The sequence below is a fragment of the Bradyrhizobium viridifuturi genome (genome assembly GCF_001238275.1).
Taxonomy (GTDB): Bacteria; Pseudomonadota; Alphaproteobacteria; order Rhizobiales; family Xanthobacteraceae; genus Bradyrhizobium; species Bradyrhizobium viridifuturi.
Genome location: NZ_LGTB01000050.1, coordinates 45,714 through 62,389 on the forward strand (window position 1 = coordinate 45,714; position 16,676 = coordinate 62,389).

A 16,676-nucleotide genomic window follows, 5' to 3' on the forward strand; every position below is an offset into this window, starting at 1 on the left:
GTCGCGACATCGTCATGATCGAAATTCGTGCGGCTGCGACATCATTGTCACAACCGCATCGAGGGCACGTACCGTGAACGCAATGCACGTTTCAGGGACTAACGTCGCTGAGACTAGCGCCCCTGGAACACGGCCGCGCGACGCTCCACGAAGGACTTGATGCCCTCGGCGGCATCCGCAGTGTTGAGCACGCGCTCGCGGATCTCCGGGATGATCGCAATCGCCGCCTGCTCGCCGGCTTCGATGAACTTGCGGCCCGCTTCCTTCGTCACCTGGATTCCGAGCGGCGCATTGCGCGCGATGATCGCTGCAAGCGCCATCGCGCGTTCGATCTGCTGACCGGCCGGCACGACTTCCTGCACCAAGCCGATCCGATGCGCCTCGGTGGCGGAGAACTCGTCGCACAGCAGCAGGTGATACATCGCATCGCCCCATCCGGCACGGCTGATGTAGCGGAAATGCGCGCCGGCAAGCGGCGCGATGCCGCGCTTGGCTTCCATCTGGCAGAAGCGGCTGTCGTCCGCGGCGATGACGATATCGCCGGCCAGCATCATCTCGATGCCGACCGTGAATACGATGCCCTGCACTGCCGTGACGATCGGCTTCCGGCACCGCTTCGACAATCCGAAGGGATCGACGTTGCCCTCCGGCAGCGGCTTGCGGCTCGCCGTCGGACCGAAGAATTTCGGCATGTCGAGACCCGCGGTGAAGCTGCCGCCGGCGGCGCAGAGCACGCCGACCCAAAGGCCGTCATCATTGTCGAGCAAGGTCAGCGCGTCGGACAGCTCAGTCATCATCTCCGGACTGAAGGCGTTCTTCTTCGCGGGATTGTCGATGATGATCTTCAGGATGCGGTCGTGCCGCTCGTGACGGACCCGCCCTTCGCTCGCGCTGCCGGACATCTGTTGCTCCCTGCTTTGTGACTGACAATTTTCTGGATGATACTTGTCATCCAGAAGCATGATGGTCATAATCCAGATTGAGAGTCAAACAGGGGCATTGCGAGATGGGCCATTCCCAGGCCGACAAGGCCAGGAGCCGGGAGCGGATCCTGAACGAGGCGGCGACACAGATCCGCAAGAAGGGGCTCGACGCCCTCAGCATCGGAAACCTGATGCAGCAGGTGAAGCTGACCCATGGCGGATTCTACGGGCATTTTGCCTCGCGCTCCGACCTGGTCGCCGCGGCGCTGGAACAGGCGCTGAATGCCGGTGAAGCGTCGGCGCACGCCGCGCGCGATCCCGACAAGCCGGTCAGCATCAACACGCTGGTGCGAAGCTATCTGAGCCGCACCCATCGCGACCAGCCCAAGTCGGGTTGCGCGATCGGCGCGCTGATCTCCGATGTCGGCCGCGCCGACGCGCAATGTCGCGCGGTGATGGAGCCGCACATCGAATCCTTCATCGCCAAGGTCGCCGAGACGTTCGGTGACGATGACGACAGCCGCGCGATCGTCGCTGTCAGCGCGATGGTCGGCGCACTCGCGATCTCGCGCGTCATCACCGACCCGAAGCGATCCGATGCCATTCTGCGCACGGTGCGCGACAGTATCGTCGCGATGGCCTCGGACGAATGATTGCGCCCGCACCGCGGGTACCTTGTTTGTTTGAGCATGATCTTTTCGGGAAACCGGTTTCCACTTCTCCGGATCATGCTGTTGATGGAGCGAGCCATGAACGACCGATCCACCCTCGAGCCGACGGCTGTGCAGGGCAGCGTGCTGATATCAGGCGTCGGCGCATCCAACGGCCTGGGCGCCGCGATCGCGCGACGCTTTGCCGCCGGCGGCTATCCGGTCGCGATCGCTGGCCGCAACGCCGAAAAGCTCGCAGCAACCGCGGCCGAACTCGCCGCCGATGGCGCCAGGGTCACTCATGTCGTCGGCGATGCATCGACTGCGGCTGATGTCGCCCGCTTCGTCGAGGCTGCGCAGAAGCTGGCCCCGCTTGCGATGGCCGTACACAATGCCGGCTCCAACCGGCCGGCGCCGTTTCTCAAGGTCAGCGAGCAGCGCTTCGAGGAGCACTGGCGCGAACATGCGCTCGGCGGCTTCCAGCTCGCGCAGGCCGCGATCCCCGCTCTGCTCGCGCGCGGCGGCGGCACGCTGGTGTTCACCGGCGCCAGCGGCTCGCTGCGCGGCAAGGCCAATTATTCGCCGTTCGCCGCCGCCAAGGCCGCGCTGCGCGCGATGGCGCAGAGCGTGGCGCGCGAGTTCGGTCCGCAGGGCATTCATGTCGGCCATGTCGTGGTCGATGGCGGCATCGAGGGCGATCGCCTGCTGAGCCTGCGCCCCCAATTGAAGGACGATCGCGGGCCGGATGGCCTGCTCAACATCGCAGCCATCGCCGACGCCTATTGGGTACTGCATCACCAGCATCGCAGCGCCTGGACGCTGGAGCTCGACCTGCGGCCGTGGGCGGAGCAGTTCTGAGCACCCTGCGCCGCCCTCACCCCTGAATATCGGTTGCGATCCGCCGAAATCTTGTCAGGCTATGCCGCAGGGTTTGTCGAGATCGCACCATATCCCGGGAGAAGGCCATGTCGCAGCCCACGCCGATCCTGCATCATTTCGATCAGTCGCCGTTTTCCGAGAAGATCCGCGTCATCTTCGGATTCAAGAAGCTCGCCTGGCACTCGGTGCGGATTTCCCGGATCATGCCGCGGCCGGACCTGATGCCGATGACCGGTGGTTATCGCCGGACGCCGACGATGCAGATCGGCGCCGACATCTATTGCGATACCCAGATCATCATCCGCGAACTGGAGCGGCGTTATCCGACGCCGACGCTGTTTCCCGCAGGCAATGCCGGGATGCCCTGGGCGCTCGGGATGTGGACCGACCGGCCGTTCTTCCAGAGCACGGTCAACCTCGTGTTCGGCTTCATCGGCGACAAGGTCCCGCGGGATTTCATCGAGGATCGCGAGAAGCTGCGCGGCGGCAAGTTCGACGTCGCCGCCATGACCGCGGCGCTGCCGCAGATGCGCGACCAGTTCCGCGCCAATGTCGACTGGATCGAGGCGCAACTCGGCGACAACAGGCCGTTTCTGTTCGGCGAGTTCAGCCTCGCCGATGTCAGCGCCTACATGAACGTGTGGTACGCGCGGCAGAGCCTCGCTGCGATGGACGAGATGATGAAGCCCTTCCCGCACGCGCTGGCCTGGGAGGCGCGCGTCCGCGCCATCGGCCACGGTACGCGCAGCGAAATGTCGTCGGCCGACGCGCTCGAGGTCGCAGCGAAGGCGCAGCCGGAGACGCCCGTGTGCGCCGACCCGGCGGATCCGAACGGCCGCAGGCCCGGCGACATCGTCAGCGTGATGCCGGATGACTACGGCAAGATCCCGGTCCGCGGCGAGATCGTCTCGCTGTCGGCACAGCACATTGCGATCCGGCGGTCGGACGAACGCGTCGGCGAGGTCGTGGTGCATTTCCCGCGCGCCGGCTTCCTGATCGTCCCGGGCTGATCGCCGCGACTGCAGCTGCCGGCTGCACTCCCGCAACCTGGAAACGCTGCGTTTCGTGGCCTGACCTTGCCGCGCGCCCGAGCCGGCAATAGCTCCAAATGATCTCCAACCGAAGGCTCCACAGCGCAGGCTTGCGGACATCTCAGCAAGCGACATGACCTCTCGGCCTGCGTGCGATGGGTGGCCCGTGGCGGATGCTCCGCCACGCCGACAACTGGACTATGTGATGACGACCTCCCTCGAATTCGGGCTCGATACGTTCGGCGACGTCACCAAGGACGCCGTAGGCGCGCCGCTTCCGCACGCCCAGGTGATCCGCAACGTCGTCGACGAGGCGGTGCTGGCCGATCAGCTCGGGATCGATTTCATCGGGCTCGGCGAGCACCACCGGGCCGACTTTGCGATCTCCTCGCCCGAGACCGTGCTGGCGGCGATCGCTGCACGCACCAACACCATCCGGCTTGGTTCGGCGGTGACCGTGCTGAGCTCGGACGATCCGATCCGGGTGTTCCAGCGCTTCGCCACCGTCGATGCGGTCTCGAACGGCCGCGCCGAGGTGATCCTCGGCCGCGGCTCCTTCACCGAATCGTTCCCGCTGTTCGGCTTCGACCTCAGGCAATACAGCGAGCTGTTCGAGGAGAAGCTCGACCTGTTCACCGAGCTTCTGAAGCAGGAACCGGTGACCTGGGAGGGAAAGCTGCGGCCGCCGCTCAAGGGCCAGTCGGTCTATCCCCCGGTCGAGCACGGCCGGCTGAAGACCTGGATCGGTGTCGGCGGCAGTCCCGAATCGGTGGTGCGGGCAGCGCATTACGACCTGCCGCTGATGCTCGCCATCATCGGCGGCGATCCCAAGCGCTTTGCGCCCTATGTCGATCTGCACCAGCGCGCCTACCAGCAGTTCGGACGGACGCCGCAGCCGATCGGCGTGCATTCGCCGGGCTACATCGCCGAGACCGACGCGCAGGCCCGCGAAGAGCTGTGGCCGGACTACAAGGTCATGCGTGACCGGATCGGCAAGGAGCGCGGCTGGCCGCCGATGGGCCGTGACGAGTTCGTCGCCGAGGCCGAGCACGGCTCGCTCTATGTCGGCGCGCCGGAAACTGTCGCCCGCAAGATCGCGGCGACCGTGAAGGCGCTCGGCGCCGCGCGCTTCCAGCTGAAGTATTCGGCGGGCCCGCTGCCGCATGAGAAGCTGATGAAGAGCATCGAGCTGTACGGCAGCAAGGTGGTGCCGATGGTGCGCGACATGCTCGCCGCGTGACGCCTGCGAGCCGCCCGCACAAAGCAAGACCCCCGGCGTTTTGGTGGCGCCGGGGGCTCATTAAAGACAGACCACGCGATGCCTAGCTGGCCGAAACAATCGGATCAACCTCAATCTTGGTTCAGAGGTTGGGCCTCGCGGCGTGATACGTGAACGGGTCCGCCGCCCATCCTCGACCATGTCGCTCCAGCCAGCCCTCTGCCACCAACTTTCGGCACGTTGGATTGACGCGCTGTATGGAACCTCCGTCGCCGAAGATACGCTCGGCAATCTGGCGTTCGGTTAGACCCGGCTGTTCGCGAATGAGCCGAATTATTTGTTGAGCTACCGTCATCGGTCGCCAAAACGATCCATCGGTGGGTTGGGTACTAATTAATGAACCAAATATGACTTCGTACAAAAAAATGGCGCTCTTGTGGGAGCTGGCGCACGGCCTGAATAAAGCAAAACCCCCGGCGTTTCCACCGGGGGCTCTGTTAGCTGGCTATCAGATCAACCGGTATTACCAGTTGCGCTGAGCGCGGAGCAGCAGGGTCACAGTATTCTGGTCCTTCAGCTCGTAGAGAGCAGCAGGCTTGCCGATCGTCGCGCTGGGCGCCGACACCGTACCAGCATACTTCTGATCCAGATGGGTGTAGGTCAGGTCTGCCGTGAAGGTCAGGTTCTTGACCGGGGTCCACTGGGTCTGAGTACCAATCTGCGCGATATTGTAGTCGGGGTTGCAGGTGGTGATCGCGCCGCCCAGAGCATTGAGGGTGGTGCGAACCGAACCGCCCACGCCGCCGATGCCGCAGAGCAGGGTCTTAGCCGTATCGTTGTAGGTGATACCGGCATAAGCACCGTAGATCGAGGTGTTCCAGTAGGGGTTCCAGTTGTGCACGTATGCACCGCGGAAGCCCCAGGTCGTGACCAGCTGCTGCCCGGTGTTCACGCCACCGATAGCACCGAACACGCTGTCAGGCGCAACGCCGATACCAACGCTCTGGTAGGCGCCCGGCAGACCGGTTCCACCATAGATGGTATTCGCACCAGCCGAACCAGCGAGGTCCTGGATGTTGTAGCGCGTCGCACCGTTGGTGTAGACGCCCTGCAAGTTGATGGTGTCGCCAGGTCCGGTCGGGATGTTCTTGATCGACAAGGCCAACTGACCAGCCCAGCCCCACTTGTCGTCCGGATGACCGGTCAACTCAGTGCCGCCGTAGTAGGCCGCGTGGTTGTCATGCGCCGCGAACGACGCCTGGAACAGACCCCAAGCCTGGTCGACGCGCAGCATCGCGACGAGGTCCGGAGCAATCGTGCCAGCGTAATCGCTGGTGCCGTAAGCGCCACCCGCGAGGACGTTGTTCACGCCAGCCTGGTAGTAGGCCGTCTGGTCCTGAGCCGACAGAGACAGCGACACGCCGTTGCCGAACTGAGCGGTGTAGGTGAACTGGTTCACGCCAGTGATCGTACCGCCGCCGCCGACGAGACCGTCGAAGTTGTTGCCCGGATAGTTGGCCCACGGAGCCGAGAACTGCGAGACCGCCTTACCCATGGTGAAGCCGGCGAACTGGATGAAGGCGTAGTAGACGCCAACCGTACCACCAGCAACCGCACCGGAGTTCGAGTTGTTCGGAGCCTGAACCGCGCCGATCGGCGAGTAAACGGTCGCGCCGTTGCCCTGGCCGGCGTAGGTATCCGAAGTCCACGAGAACGTCGCATCGAAGAAGGTACGGACGACACCGTATTCGGTCGCGGTACGCGTATCGATGTTCAGGTCTTCACGAGAGCGCCAGGTGTAGCCGTTGGTGAACCGGTTGTTCGCGCCGGCGGCACCCGAGGTGTTGCCGGTGTGATCCGAGTTCGTGTTCACGGTGACGTCGGCACGGACGTAGCCGCCCAGCTTGATACAGGTATCGGTGCCCGGGATGTAGTAGAAACCGGGACCATACAGGGAGCAAACCTTCACGTACTCGACCGCTTTGGCCTTGACGGGAAGATCGGCCGCCTGAGCTCCGCCGACCGCGACGAGTGCCGCCGCCGAGCCGAGGATAAGGCTCTTAACCATCTTCATGTTAAACCTCCAAGTTGCTCTATCTCAGGGAAGGTTCCGGTTCCGCCGGGTAAAACACCCTCAGGTTGGTTCCCTTTGTCCCTTAAATCCCCGCTCAGTCGCTTCGCGCCTTCGGACACACCCGCATGAACGCGAGGGACTTAAGCGAACCACCTAGAACGGGACGACCTCGGGATGCCCCCCTCCGTCGCAGTTCCATATGAGACAGAAGGCCCCCGATCACGCAACAAAAGACCGCTCGGGTGAGCAGGAGTTGCGGCTGTTTTCGGGCAAATGTTGCACAAATATCACGGGCATTTGAACTGCGGCATTTCAACAAACCATTGAAATAAAAGAGGAATATTTAAGATACCGCTGGCGGGCACAAGTTTGGGCAACACCGGGCGGAACGGTGTGCAAAACGCGTAGTGCTACGGAGAAAGCGAAAATCGGAGCCTGTTTGGACGGCACTGATTCCGGTGTCGGGCTCAAGATTTCAGCCCAAAAATACCTATTGCTGAACAACATAGCCCGCTCCCGATACCGCCGACTCGGGCCTGAAAGGGGCGTTCCAATGGCTCGGATCAGGTCGAAGAACGGCGGACGGACCGCTTCATGTGTGCAGTACCGGTGCTACATGTCACCGCGATGTCAGCGCGCCGGATCAGTCGATTTGTTCTCCGCAGCAGGCGCGCGACGAAATATCTCCACTGCGTGCGTGATGCAGTCACGAGGCGCGATGCAGTCGGATCGAGTCATAAGACTCGTATCTTGAGCCAGTTCGCGAAGCAGCGGGCGGGTGACGCAGCCCCGCGCAGCCAAGTTGACGTCGCACTCACTCGTCCAGAACATCCAGCAGATCGTTGATCCGCTCGAAAGGCGGCTCCTGTGTTCTGCCTGAGTAGAAGACGCGATCGCCGTCGCGTTGTAGCGATCGTGCCCTGGATTTCGGCAGCCGCCCCGGGAGGAACGTCGCCGCGACGGCCTCCGGTCCGACGTCGAGCCTCACGATGCCTCGCCGCTTGCAATCGATCCTGAGCCTTGCCGCCGCGAAGAAATCCCGCCCCGCCGGCGGCAGCTTGCCGAAACGGCGCGAAGTCTCTTCCTCGAGATCTTCCAGATCGTCCTCGTTCCGGCACCTGGCGACGCGGCCATAAATTTCAAGGCGCATCGATTCCGACTGCACATAACTCCGTGGCAAGAGATCCGCGAGCGGAAGGTTGAGGTCGGGCACCCACAGATCGGCGGACCGATCGTTGGTCTTCTCCGAAGCCTGCTTCAGAAGGTGGCTATAGAGCACCGGCCCGAACACCTGCACGTGGCCGGACTGCCGCTCGGACAACAGGTCTCCGGCACCTCTGAGGTCCAGATCACGTTCGCTGATCGCAAACCCGGCGCCCGGCCTGCTGAACTCCTCCAGAACGGCCAGACGCTTGCCGGACTGCTCCGAGCTCGATTCCGTCAGCATGTACGCGAAGGCGCGCGTTCCGCCGCGCCCCACCCGTCCCCTCAGCTGGTGCAGCTGCGCCAGACCAAACTTTTCCGGCCAGCAGACCACGATGGTGTTCGCCCGTGGAATGTCGAGACCGCTTTCCACGATGTTGGTCGCCAGGAGAACGTCTGCCTCGCCTTCGACGAAGCTCATCATGCGGTCGTCAAGCTCATCGGCGGGCAGTCTGCCATGCAGGCAAACGATGCGGAGCTCCGGGGCGACCGCCTGCACGCGTGCCAGCAGCGGATCGAGATCCTGGATGCGCGGACAGATCAGGAAGCTCTGCCCGTGACGCCGCTGCTCGCGCAGCAATGCCGCGGCCATGGCGGCGTCCGACAGCGGCGCGATCTTGGTCACGACCGGCAGCCGATGCACCGGCGGAGATGCGATCACGCTGAGATCCCTGAAGCCGGCGAGCCCCGCCGCAAGCGTGCGCGGGATCGGCGTGGCGCTCATCCACAGCGTATGGACCCCCTTCGCCAGGCCCGAGAGCTTCGCCTTCTCCGCTGCCCCGAAGTGCTGCTCCTCGTCGACGATGACGAGGCTGAGCTTGGCGAATTTGACGTCCTTCGATGCGATCGCCTGCGTGCCGACCACGACCTTCATCTTGCCGCTTCGCAGGCTTTCCTTGGTCTCCCTCATCTCCTGCGCCGACGTCGCGCGCGACAAGCTTCCCACCTCGATGCCGAGCGGCGCAAACCGCTTGCGGAACGTCGCGACGTGCTGCCTTGCCAGAACGGTGGTCGGCACGACGATGGCAACCTGCTTGCCCGACAGCGCGACGGCGGCCGCCGCGCGCAAGGCCACCTCGGTCTTGCCAAATCCGACGTCGCCGCAGACCACCCGATCCATCGGATGACCCGACGCAAGATCATCCAGCACGTCGCGGATCGCCTTTGCCTGGTCGACGGTCGTGAAATACGGAAAGCGCGCGACGAAGCGCTCATACGCGGGACCGGGAGCGACCAGCTTGGGCGCGCGCCGGCGACGCCGCTGCGCGATATGTTTGGCAAGCGCCTTGGCGGCGATCTGGATTTCCTGCTCCGCCTTGGTCCGCCGCCCCCACCACGTGCTGCCATCGGCCCTGTCCAATGTCAGCCGGCCGAGCTCCGCGGCATACGGCCAGATCAGCGCAAGGTCGGCGGGCGGCACCAGGACGGCATCGTCGCCCGCAAATGCCAGCCGGATCATCTCGCGGGATGATCCCTTCCCCATGTCGTAGGTCTGCAGGCCATCGAGCACGGCGAGGCCCCGTTGCAGATGAACGACGACCGCGCCCCGCTCCGGCACGTCGGGGTGATCGAATGCCGCACTCCAGGCTCTGGCCATCGGCTGCGGATGATGAGCCCGGCTGCCGAGCACATCGGTCGCCGTCACCACGACAAGCGGCTTGCGGCCTGAACCGATGAAGCCGGTGTCGAAGTCGGCCAACAGCGCAGCTTCGCCGCCCCGTCCCTTGGCCGCCTCGCTCCAATCGGTGAAGCGCTCCGCCTTGATCCCGCCCATTCGCTCCATTGCGCGCAGGTCGTCCTCCACTGCCGCGACGAGCAGCAGCCGCGATCCGGCGCGCTCCGTGTCGGCGATGAAAGCTCGGAGCGCTTTGCGCGACGAGGCGACCTTGGAGAAATCCGGCGTCGGGATGAACGCCGCCTTGCGCGGCAGCACGCTCATCCGCTTGGTCAGCCGCTTCCAGTCGGCGGGGCCCAGGTACTCGCGCTCCGCCTCGCGGCGGCCGGCCGCCTCCTTGATCGTGCTCAGCCAGCTGTCGGCGTGAGCGGAGACGCCGGCGTCCGCGATCCAGCGTGCGCGGTCGCAATAGTCCGGCAGCACCGCGCGCTGCGCCCTTTTGCCTCCCAGCGCGATCTGCTCCGACATCGGATCGATCAGCAGTTCCTGCGCGTCGAAGACGACGTCGTGCTCGTCCGGATCGACGCCGGCGATCCTGCGGATCACGCCGCCGGAATGCTCGATCCTGAACGGCCCAAGGGCGCCGGCCGGAAACACCTCGAACGTCATGCCGTGGAACAGAACGCTTCCCGGATAATCCGCCTCTTCGTCGAGATCGTATCCGAGCGCCTCCAGACGATCCTTGAGATCCTGCTCGGAATGGCGCGCCCCCACCTTCAAGCTGATGCTGAGGCGGCTCCAACTCGCGGGCAGCGGCAACCGCTCCATGACCGCCTCGGCGGTCGACACCAGGAAGACGGGCCTCTTGCTCTTGGCAAGACGCCGCAACACTGAAGCGCGTCGGCCAGCGATCTCGCGCGACGGCTCCAGCCCGTCGAACGGCAAGGTATTCAGCCGCGGGAACACCAGCACCTCGAGCGACGGATCGAGCGAATGCAGCACGCTGCCGAGGCGCTCGGCCCTGTTCTCGCTCTCCGCCAGGAAGACGATGCCGTCGCGGCCGAACTGCTTCCATTGCTCCAGGAGATGCAGCGCCAACATGCCGAGAGGCGAGGAAGATGAGATCCCGGAACGCGCCGCTCCCTTACTTTTCTTGTTCGCGCCAGCAGCAGCGCGGGCCTTCTTGGTATTCGCCACGTCAAATCCATCGTTATTTTCGTGAGTCCGATCGCCCGTTGACGTGGGTCTCGGGGCGACTCAGGGCTTGTCGGCCACCGGCACGGAAACCAAAGCGGCACGGATTTCCAGATATAAACCCCGATCGATCTCCGTGAAGAGTTCGCGAAACGACCTAGTCGAGGTATCTTTACTGCGCAACAGCGTCAGCTTGTGCTGCACCAGCGGGTGTCTAACGATCGTGACGCTTCCATGGCAATTCTCTGCGTTAAAATACCGTGCCGTCGCTGATGATCCGGATCGGGGGCGATGCGTCGGCGCGGCGTTCGCGCGCCAGCCGTCGGCCCGCGGCCCAAGTGCCACCTTCCAGAATTTTCGCCAGCGGCAATGCATTTGCGTCGAGCCCGAGACGGCGTCGCACATGATCCGCGACGCGATCGAGCAACGCCACCGTCAGCGCCCGCCACTCCACGACCAGCGGCGAGGCAACATCGTGCTCCCGGCCTGCATCGCCTTCGTTGCGGAATGTCAACACGCCATCGTCGACGAAGAGCCCGCCGTTTCGATACTCGGCAAGGCCGGTCAGACCGTCGATATCCGTTACTTCAATGCCCGCACGCTGCAGCGGCTCGATCAGCGAATAGGCCAGCCATTGCGAAAGCTTGTGCAACGGCATCAGGTGACTGGTCGGATCTGCGGTCGTCAGCATCGGATGCTTCCAGCAATCCCCGAGCGCCACTCCACCGAGCGTCAGCCGCGACGGCCAGATCGGGCCGAATTCCCTGAGCAACTCCGACAATATTGCGGGGGCCGGAAGCCTGTGGCCGTCAGCCAACGATGCCAGCCAGTCGAACAGGCCGCCCGGCCGCGGCGTGTCGAAGCGTCCGAACACCGCCGGCTTCGAGGCCAGCAGCCGGCCGAGGCTGCGTAACAAGTTCACCCGGCCCTCGATGCCGACCAACGGATTGGCATCAGACACCTGCATGCCGCGGACGAGGTCCGCAACGGATAGATTCGCCAGCACGTCGGCATCGGCCCGAAGGGGGTGTCGTGGATCCGACGAGAATACACCGCCGGTAAACATCGCAAGGCTGGCCAGTCCCAATCCCTCCGAACGACCGATCGCCCATCCGGTCGCGGGGTCGTGGTAACGCCATGATGGGCCGGCGCCGGCGTCGAGGAAGACGCTGACCACGGCCAGATCGAACTCGGCGCGGGGCCGTTCCGCGGGATCGTGCCATGCCGTCTGGCCGGCCAACGTCGCCCAGCGATCGACGCCGTTCATGGAAAAATGCCGCCAGCGCGAATGAAACGGTACCGCCAGCGAGGGGTAGGCCTTGGACGTGGTCTCCACCACCAGACCGGCCGTTCCGTCCAAACGGTCGAGATCGATGCGGAAGTTCGCAAGCCCGTCCTCGAGGCCGATGGCAAGAAGCCGATTTGCGCGCTCCCGCACCGCCCCGGCATTCAGCAGTGACAGGGCCGCCGACGTCTCTGGATTCACGGATGACAAGGCCGCTCTCAATACTTGTCGAGCGAACGACCCACGAAGTCCCGCTGGGTTGGCGCTTCGGGTGAGTAGTAGCCGGCAGCCTTCTTCGCAACGATTTCGACCTGGGCATCCGCCGGCACGAGATCGTCGGGGATCGGCACGCGTTCGACGATATCGATACCCTGGCTCACCAGCGCATCGTGCTTCATGTCGCTCATGGAAACGAAGCGGTCGATGCGTTCCAGCCCGAGCCAGTGCACGACATCCGGCATCAACTGCTGGAACCGCGCATCCTGTACGCCTGCAACGCATTCCGTGCGTTCAAAGTACTGCGCGGCGGCATCGCCGCCTTCCTGCCGCTTGCGCGCATTGTAGACCAGGAATTTGGTCACCTCACCGAGCGCGCGGCCTTCCTTGCGGTTGTAGATCGTGATGCCAAGCCCGCCGGCCTGTGCGGCGCGCACGCATTCCTCGATTCCATGCAGCAGGTACGGGCGGCAGGTGCAGATGTCCGAGCCGAACACATCGGAGCCATTGCATTCGTCGTGCACGCGGCAGGTGATGCTGGTGCGATGGTCCGGCAGCTTGGCGACATCACCGAACAGATAAGCCGTGGTGCCACCGATCGGCGGCAAGAACACATGAAGGTCAGGCCGCGTGACCAGCTCCGGAAACATGCCTGCCGTCTGCTCGAACAACTGCCTGCGCAGATTGCTTTCGGTCGTGGCGAAGCGCGCCGCAATTCCGGGCAGATACCAGACCGGGTCGATCGCGATCTTGACAACAGAGATGCTGCCAGTCTCGTGAACGACGGTCCCGTCGCGCTTGAGCCGACCGGCGGTGATCGCGGCCTGCAATTCCGGCAGATCGAGGCGGGCGCGGGTGATCGCAATGCTCGGACGGATATCGACGCCCTCGGCGATCTCCTTCGAGAACGCTTCTGCGGCCAGGTGCCCCCATGGATCGAGCGAGACGATCCGGTTGGGTTCGGTCCATTGCGGGAATGGCCCGACCGTGGCGGCAGGCTGCGTATTGGTCAGGTCAGGACGCCGGATCGGATCGAGCGCGCCGGACGAGACCGCCAGCGCCCGGTAGATCGAATAGGAACCGCCGTGGGTGCCGACGACATTACGCTGCTGGGGACGTGAAACCGTCCCAATCACCGGCCCGCGGACATGCGCCGTGGCCGCTCCCCAGGAAATCGGAAAGTCAATCTTCGCGCCCGGCGCCGGATGGGACGTAATCCGAATATGATCAGTTCGATTAGAGCGAGTCATCGCTACGCACTCACAGATGTCGATCGTTCGCCGGGCGGGATAGATCCGATTGCCAACAATCGAAGGATTCTTCAGTATGGCTGAACTGCGGTCGAACACAACGGCCGTTTCAGAGCGTCGCGCGCATTAACCGTAGTGCTTGCGACGCGACCATGACCTGCGGGGCCAAGCGCTCCCTAACCGCCTGCCCGTCCAATCCGACCACGCGGTGCTCGATGGCCAGAAACAGCGGCGTACATGCCCGGGCACGCGACTTGCACGATCTCGCATGCAACCCATCTGGATAGAGCGACCTTATGACCAAGAGCAGCGTGAACCTCGTCAGCCATCCCCTGGTCCAGCACAAGCTCTCGCTGATGCGCGACAAGGATCGCTCCACCAAGGGGTTTCGCGAACTTCTGAACGAGATCGGAATGCTTCTCTGCTACGAGGTCACCCGCGACCTGCCCCTGGAAATGGTCGACATCGATACGCCGGTCGCCGCGATGAAGGCGCCTAAAATCGCAGGCAAGAAACTCACGCTCGCTCCAATCTTGCGGGCCGGCGTCGGATTTCTCGACGGAATGCTTGCGCTCGTTCCGTCCGCGCGCGTCGCGCATATCGGCCTCTACCGTGATCCGGAGACACTTCAAGCCGTGGAGTACTTCTTTAAGGCCCCGCAGGACGTGTCGGAACGTATCGTGATCCTGTTGGATCCAATGCTTGCGACGGGAAATTCGGCCTGCGCTGCGGTCAGCCTGCTCAAGTCGCGAGGCGCCCGGGACATTCGCTTCGTCTGCCTGCTGGCGGCGCCCGAAGGGATTGCCCGACTTCAGGACGAGTGTCCCGACGTCCCGATCTGGACTGCTGCGATCGACGAGAGATTGAACGATCACGCTATATCGTGCCAGGCCTGGGCGATGCCGGAGACAGAATGTTCGGCACCCGGTGAGCGCGCGACATCGCCTGGCTAGCGCAGCAGCCTCAGAGCGAAATCGACGTTCGCAGGCATTAGCGAAGCCCGAATGCTCAGTCGGAAGCGATCGGCAATAGCCGGGCGATGACAGCTACGGGCCCGCCGCCGGGCGGCCCTTGATGTTCGGCTCCACCAGAGACATAGACGGCGCCGGTACCCGACAAGCCACCGATCAATCCGCCTACGGCAGCGCGGGCGTGCCGGGTTGAGCTGATGTCCGTGTCCTCAAGCATGATGTGACGAAATCCGCGAATGCTGCCGCTTGGCGAGGCCTCTGCCTTGGCGAAGATGTTGACGAGCTGGCGGGCCGCGGTCGACGGTTTGGAACCGTATTCGATGTGCAGTCGCACGCTTTTCAATGCATCGATCACAGCTGCGGAATCAATGGCGTCGTGCATCACGGCGTGCCCGATCTCGAATGGTGCGGCAGAGGAATCCGAATTGCCAAGCACGATGACGACATTATGCATCAGCTCGATGCCCGCCGACGTGGACGCGACCGACGAAAACAGATCAAGCCGCCGCAGAACGTGTTCGTCGTCAATCCGACCTTCAATCTCGCCAAGTGCCATCGCGACGCCGAGCGCCGATGCGCCACGCGAGTACGCCATCGAACCATATGCGCTGCCGGTCACGGTCTCATTGCCCCGCGCCGCCGCGGCCTCGATGCGGTCGCTCGTCAGAAGCGGACACTTGATCTGCACAAAATGGACATCCCGCGGATCGACGATAGCAGCGTCGGCCATGGCAGCGGCTACCGCCTTCGCGGTTTCCCTGATCTGCGCGCCACGACCGATCTCCTCGGGCAGGAAATCCCGCGTGTGTGCCATCCCAATGCTGAGGCGCTTCCCCGAAATCTCCTCGACCCGGTGATCGGCAGGGCCATCGCGGGTAAAGACGGTGATATGGGGACTGAGCACACCTTCCGTCCCACCCGACATCACGAACGCGATCCGTTGCTCAACGCGGTGCGGCGGCAGATCGACATAAGGCGCCAGGGTCGCGCTGAGGGCTGAAACGGCGTATTCGCGCGTGTAATCGTTGACGCCACCATTGCCCTCGGTTTTGCCGAGTATCGCGACGATCGACTTTGGATCGATCTCGCCCTGCTCGATCAGGCTCAGCAGGCCGGAGACATCACCGGGGCCTTTGGTGGAAATGCGAACGACGTTGACCGATTTTGTGCGCATCCACTTCCCCAGATCTTCAGGGTCACAAAGGATTCGCGGGCCATAGCGGCTCGCGGCGTTCCGCGGAAAGGCATTGATTGCATCAAGATGGTTCTGGCGAAAGGATCGTTTTCAACATCGCCTCGACCGCCTGCCTCCACGAGCAAGGCCGCGGACAGCCAAGTCCGCTGCGTCGAACGGCGGAATTGCCCACTTTTTGTCTCACCTGTCGCAATTTTTGGCACATCTGTTGCATCCAATTCCGGATAGCGTCCCGGGGCGACAAGGCCGCCCTGGGTCCTCGGTAATGCCTGGCGGAATGGTGCGGATGACGACGACGGCGGCGCTCGAACTGGTGCAATTGACCAAGACCTACGGCGGCATCACCGCGGTTGACGCCATCAACCTCAAGATTCCGGCCGGCTCCTATTGTTGCCTGCTTGGACCATCGGGCTGCGGCAAGACATCCACCCTGCGCATGGTGGCCGGCCATGAATCGGTGACGTCAGGCGACATCATTGTCGGGCCGAAGAATGTGACGGGCCTGCCCCCTGCCGATCGAAGCACGGCGATGATGTTCCAGTCCTACGCGCTGTTCCCGCATCTTTCCGTCATCGACAATGTCGGCTTTGCCTTGAAAATGAAGGGCGTCGCCAAGGCTGCGCGTCGCGCCGAAGCGATGAAGTTGCTGGAGCTCGTCGATATGCAGCCTTATGCGGCAAGGCTGCCGGGTCAGCTTTCCGGCGGCCAGCAGCAGCGCGTGGCGCTCGCGCGTGCGCTGATTACCTCGCCCCAGATCCTGCTGCTGGACGAGCCGCTTTCGGCGCTCGATCCGTTCCTGCGGCTGCGGATGAGAGCCGAACTGAAGAAGCTGCAGCGCGAGCTCGGGCTTACCTTCATCCACGTGACGCATGGCCAGGACGAGGCGATGGCCCTCGCCGACATCGTGGTTCTCATGAATGGCGGCCGGATCGAACAGCAGGGCTCGCCGCGTGAAATCTTCAACCACCCCC

11 protein-coding genes and 2 pseudogenes are annotated in these 16,676 nt (G+C 63.7%); 6 read left to right on the forward strand and 7 right to left on the reverse strand.

The window, feature by feature from the left end:
• Nucleotides 1-113: 113 nt before the first annotated feature.
• A complete protein-coding gene (locus ALC15_RS34935; RefSeq protein ID WP_050631220.1) occupies nt 114-902 on the reverse strand; it encodes a crotonase/enoyl-CoA hydratase family protein in 789 nt (262 codons plus the stop codon).
• Nucleotides 903-1,006: 104 nt separating this feature from the next.
• On the opposite strand from ALC15_RS34935, the gene ALC15_RS34940 reads away from it, so the two are divergent.
• The 4 genes from ALC15_RS34940 (at nt 1,007) to ALC15_RS34955 (ending at nt 4,723) form a co-directional block, all read left to right on the forward strand.
• Nucleotides 1,007-1,576: a TetR/AcrR family transcriptional regulator gene (locus ALC15_RS34940; RefSeq protein ID WP_050631221.1), complete on the forward strand. Its 570-nt coding sequence runs from the start codon at nt 1,007-1,009 to the stop codon at nt 1,574-1,576.
• Between the two features lie 96 nt (nt 1,577-1,672).
• Nucleotides 1,673-2,431, forward strand: coding sequence for an SDR family NAD(P)-dependent oxidoreductase (locus ALC15_RS34945; protein ID WP_050631231.1), 759 nt, complete (start codon nt 1,673-1,675; stop codon nt 2,429-2,431).
• Between the two features lie 107 nt (nt 2,432-2,538).
• Nucleotides 2,539-3,462: a glutathione S-transferase family protein gene (locus tag ALC15_RS34950; RefSeq protein WP_050631222.1), complete on the forward strand. Its 924-nt coding sequence runs from the start codon at nt 2,539-2,541 to the stop codon at nt 3,460-3,462.
• A gap of 226 nt (nt 3,463-3,688) precedes the next feature.
• Nucleotides 3,689-4,723 carry an LLM class flavin-dependent oxidoreductase gene (locus ALC15_RS34955; RefSeq protein WP_050631223.1) on the forward strand — a complete coding sequence of 345 codons (1,035 nt, stop codon included), beginning with the start codon at nt 3,689-3,691 and terminating at the stop codon, nt 4,721-4,723.
• A gap of 502 nt (nt 4,724-5,225) precedes the next feature.
• On the opposite strand, the gene ALC15_RS34960 is transcribed toward ALC15_RS34955, so the two are convergent.
• From ALC15_RS34960 to ALC15_RS34975, 5 genes and pseudogenes are all read right to left on the reverse strand, one after another.
• Complete coding sequence (locus ALC15_RS34960; protein ID WP_050631224.1) at nt 5,226-6,776, reverse strand: porin; 1,551 nt, start codon at nt 6,774-6,776, stop codon at nt 5,226-5,228.
• Nucleotides 6,777-7,590: 814 nt separating this feature from the next.
• On the reverse strand, nt 7,591-10,695 hold the full coding sequence (locus ALC15_RS34965; RefSeq protein WP_050631225.1) for a helicase-related protein: 3,105 nt from the start codon (nt 10,693-10,695) through the stop codon (nt 7,591-7,593).
• A gap of 198 nt (nt 10,696-10,893) precedes the next feature.
• Nucleotides 10,894-11,010, reverse strand: a pseudogene (locus tag ALC15_RS43700) (uracil phosphoribosyltransferase); the annotation flags it as partial.
• A 28-nt stretch (nt 11,011-11,038) separates the two neighbouring features.
• The gene (locus ALC15_RS34970) at nt 11,039-12,283 is read right to left on the reverse strand and encodes a URC4/urg3 family protein (RefSeq protein ID WP_244486391.1); all 1,245 of its coding nucleotides are present in this window, start codon (nt 12,281-12,283) and stop codon (nt 11,039-11,041) included.
• An 8-nt stretch (nt 12,284-12,291) separates the two neighbouring features.
• The gene (locus ALC15_RS34975) at nt 12,292-13,539 is read right to left on the reverse strand and encodes a GTP cyclohydrolase II (RefSeq protein ID WP_050631227.1); all 1,248 of its coding nucleotides are present in this window, start codon (nt 13,537-13,539) and stop codon (nt 12,292-12,294) included.
• Between the two features lie 296 nt (nt 13,540-13,835).
• On the opposite strand from ALC15_RS34975, the pseudogene upp reads away from it, so the two are divergent.
• Nucleotides 13,836-14,470, forward strand: a pseudogene (gene upp, locus ALC15_RS34980) (uracil phosphoribosyltransferase).
• A gap of 77 nt (nt 14,471-14,547) precedes the next feature.
• Here the strand turns inward: upp and atzD are convergent.
• Nucleotides 14,548-15,684, reverse strand: a complete 1,137-nt coding sequence (gene atzD / locus ALC15_RS34985) for a cyanuric acid amidohydrolase (RefSeq protein ID WP_050631228.1) — start codon at nt 15,682-15,684, stop codon at nt 14,548-14,550.
• A gap of 307 nt (nt 15,685-15,991) precedes the next feature.
• On the opposite strand from atzD, the gene ALC15_RS34990 reads away from it, so the two are divergent.
• On the forward strand, nt 15,992-16,676 hold a 685-nt coding region (locus ALC15_RS34990; protein WP_050631229.1), incomplete at its 3' end, for an ABC transporter ATP-binding protein.

Coding starts and splice junctions, on each gene's coding strand:
- ALC15_RS34960 (WP_050631224.1), bottom strand. CDS start 6,776: ATGAAGATGGTTAAGAGCCTTATCCTCGGCTCGGCGGCGGCACTCGTC.
- ALC15_RS34965 (WP_050631225.1), bottom strand. CDS start 10,695: ATGTTGGCGCTGCATCTCCTGGAGCAATGGAAGCAGTTCGGCCGCGAC.
- atzD (WP_050631228.1), bottom strand. CDS start 15,684: ATGCGCACAAAATCGGTCAACGTCGTTCGCATTTCCACCAAAGGCCCC.
- ALC15_RS34935 (WP_050631220.1), bottom strand. CDS start 902: ATGTCCGGCAGCGCGAGCGAAGGGCGGGTCCGTCACGAGCGGCACGAC.
- ALC15_RS34975 (WP_050631227.1), bottom strand. CDS start 13,539: ATGACTCGCTCTAATCGAACTGATCATATTCGGATTACGTCCCATCCG.
- ALC15_RS34940 (WP_050631221.1), top strand. CDS start 1,007: ATGGGCCATTCCCAGGCCGACAAGGCCAGGAGCCGGGAGCGGATCCTG.
- ALC15_RS34945 (WP_050631231.1), top strand. CDS start 1,673: ATGAACGACCGATCCACCCTCGAGCCGACGGCTGTGCAGGGCAGCGTG.
- ALC15_RS34955 (WP_050631223.1), top strand. CDS start 3,689: ATGACGACCTCCCTCGAATTCGGGCTCGATACGTTCGGCGACGTCACC.
- ALC15_RS34950 (WP_050631222.1), top strand. CDS start 2,539: ATGTCGCAGCCCACGCCGATCCTGCATCATTTCGATCAGTCGCCGTTT.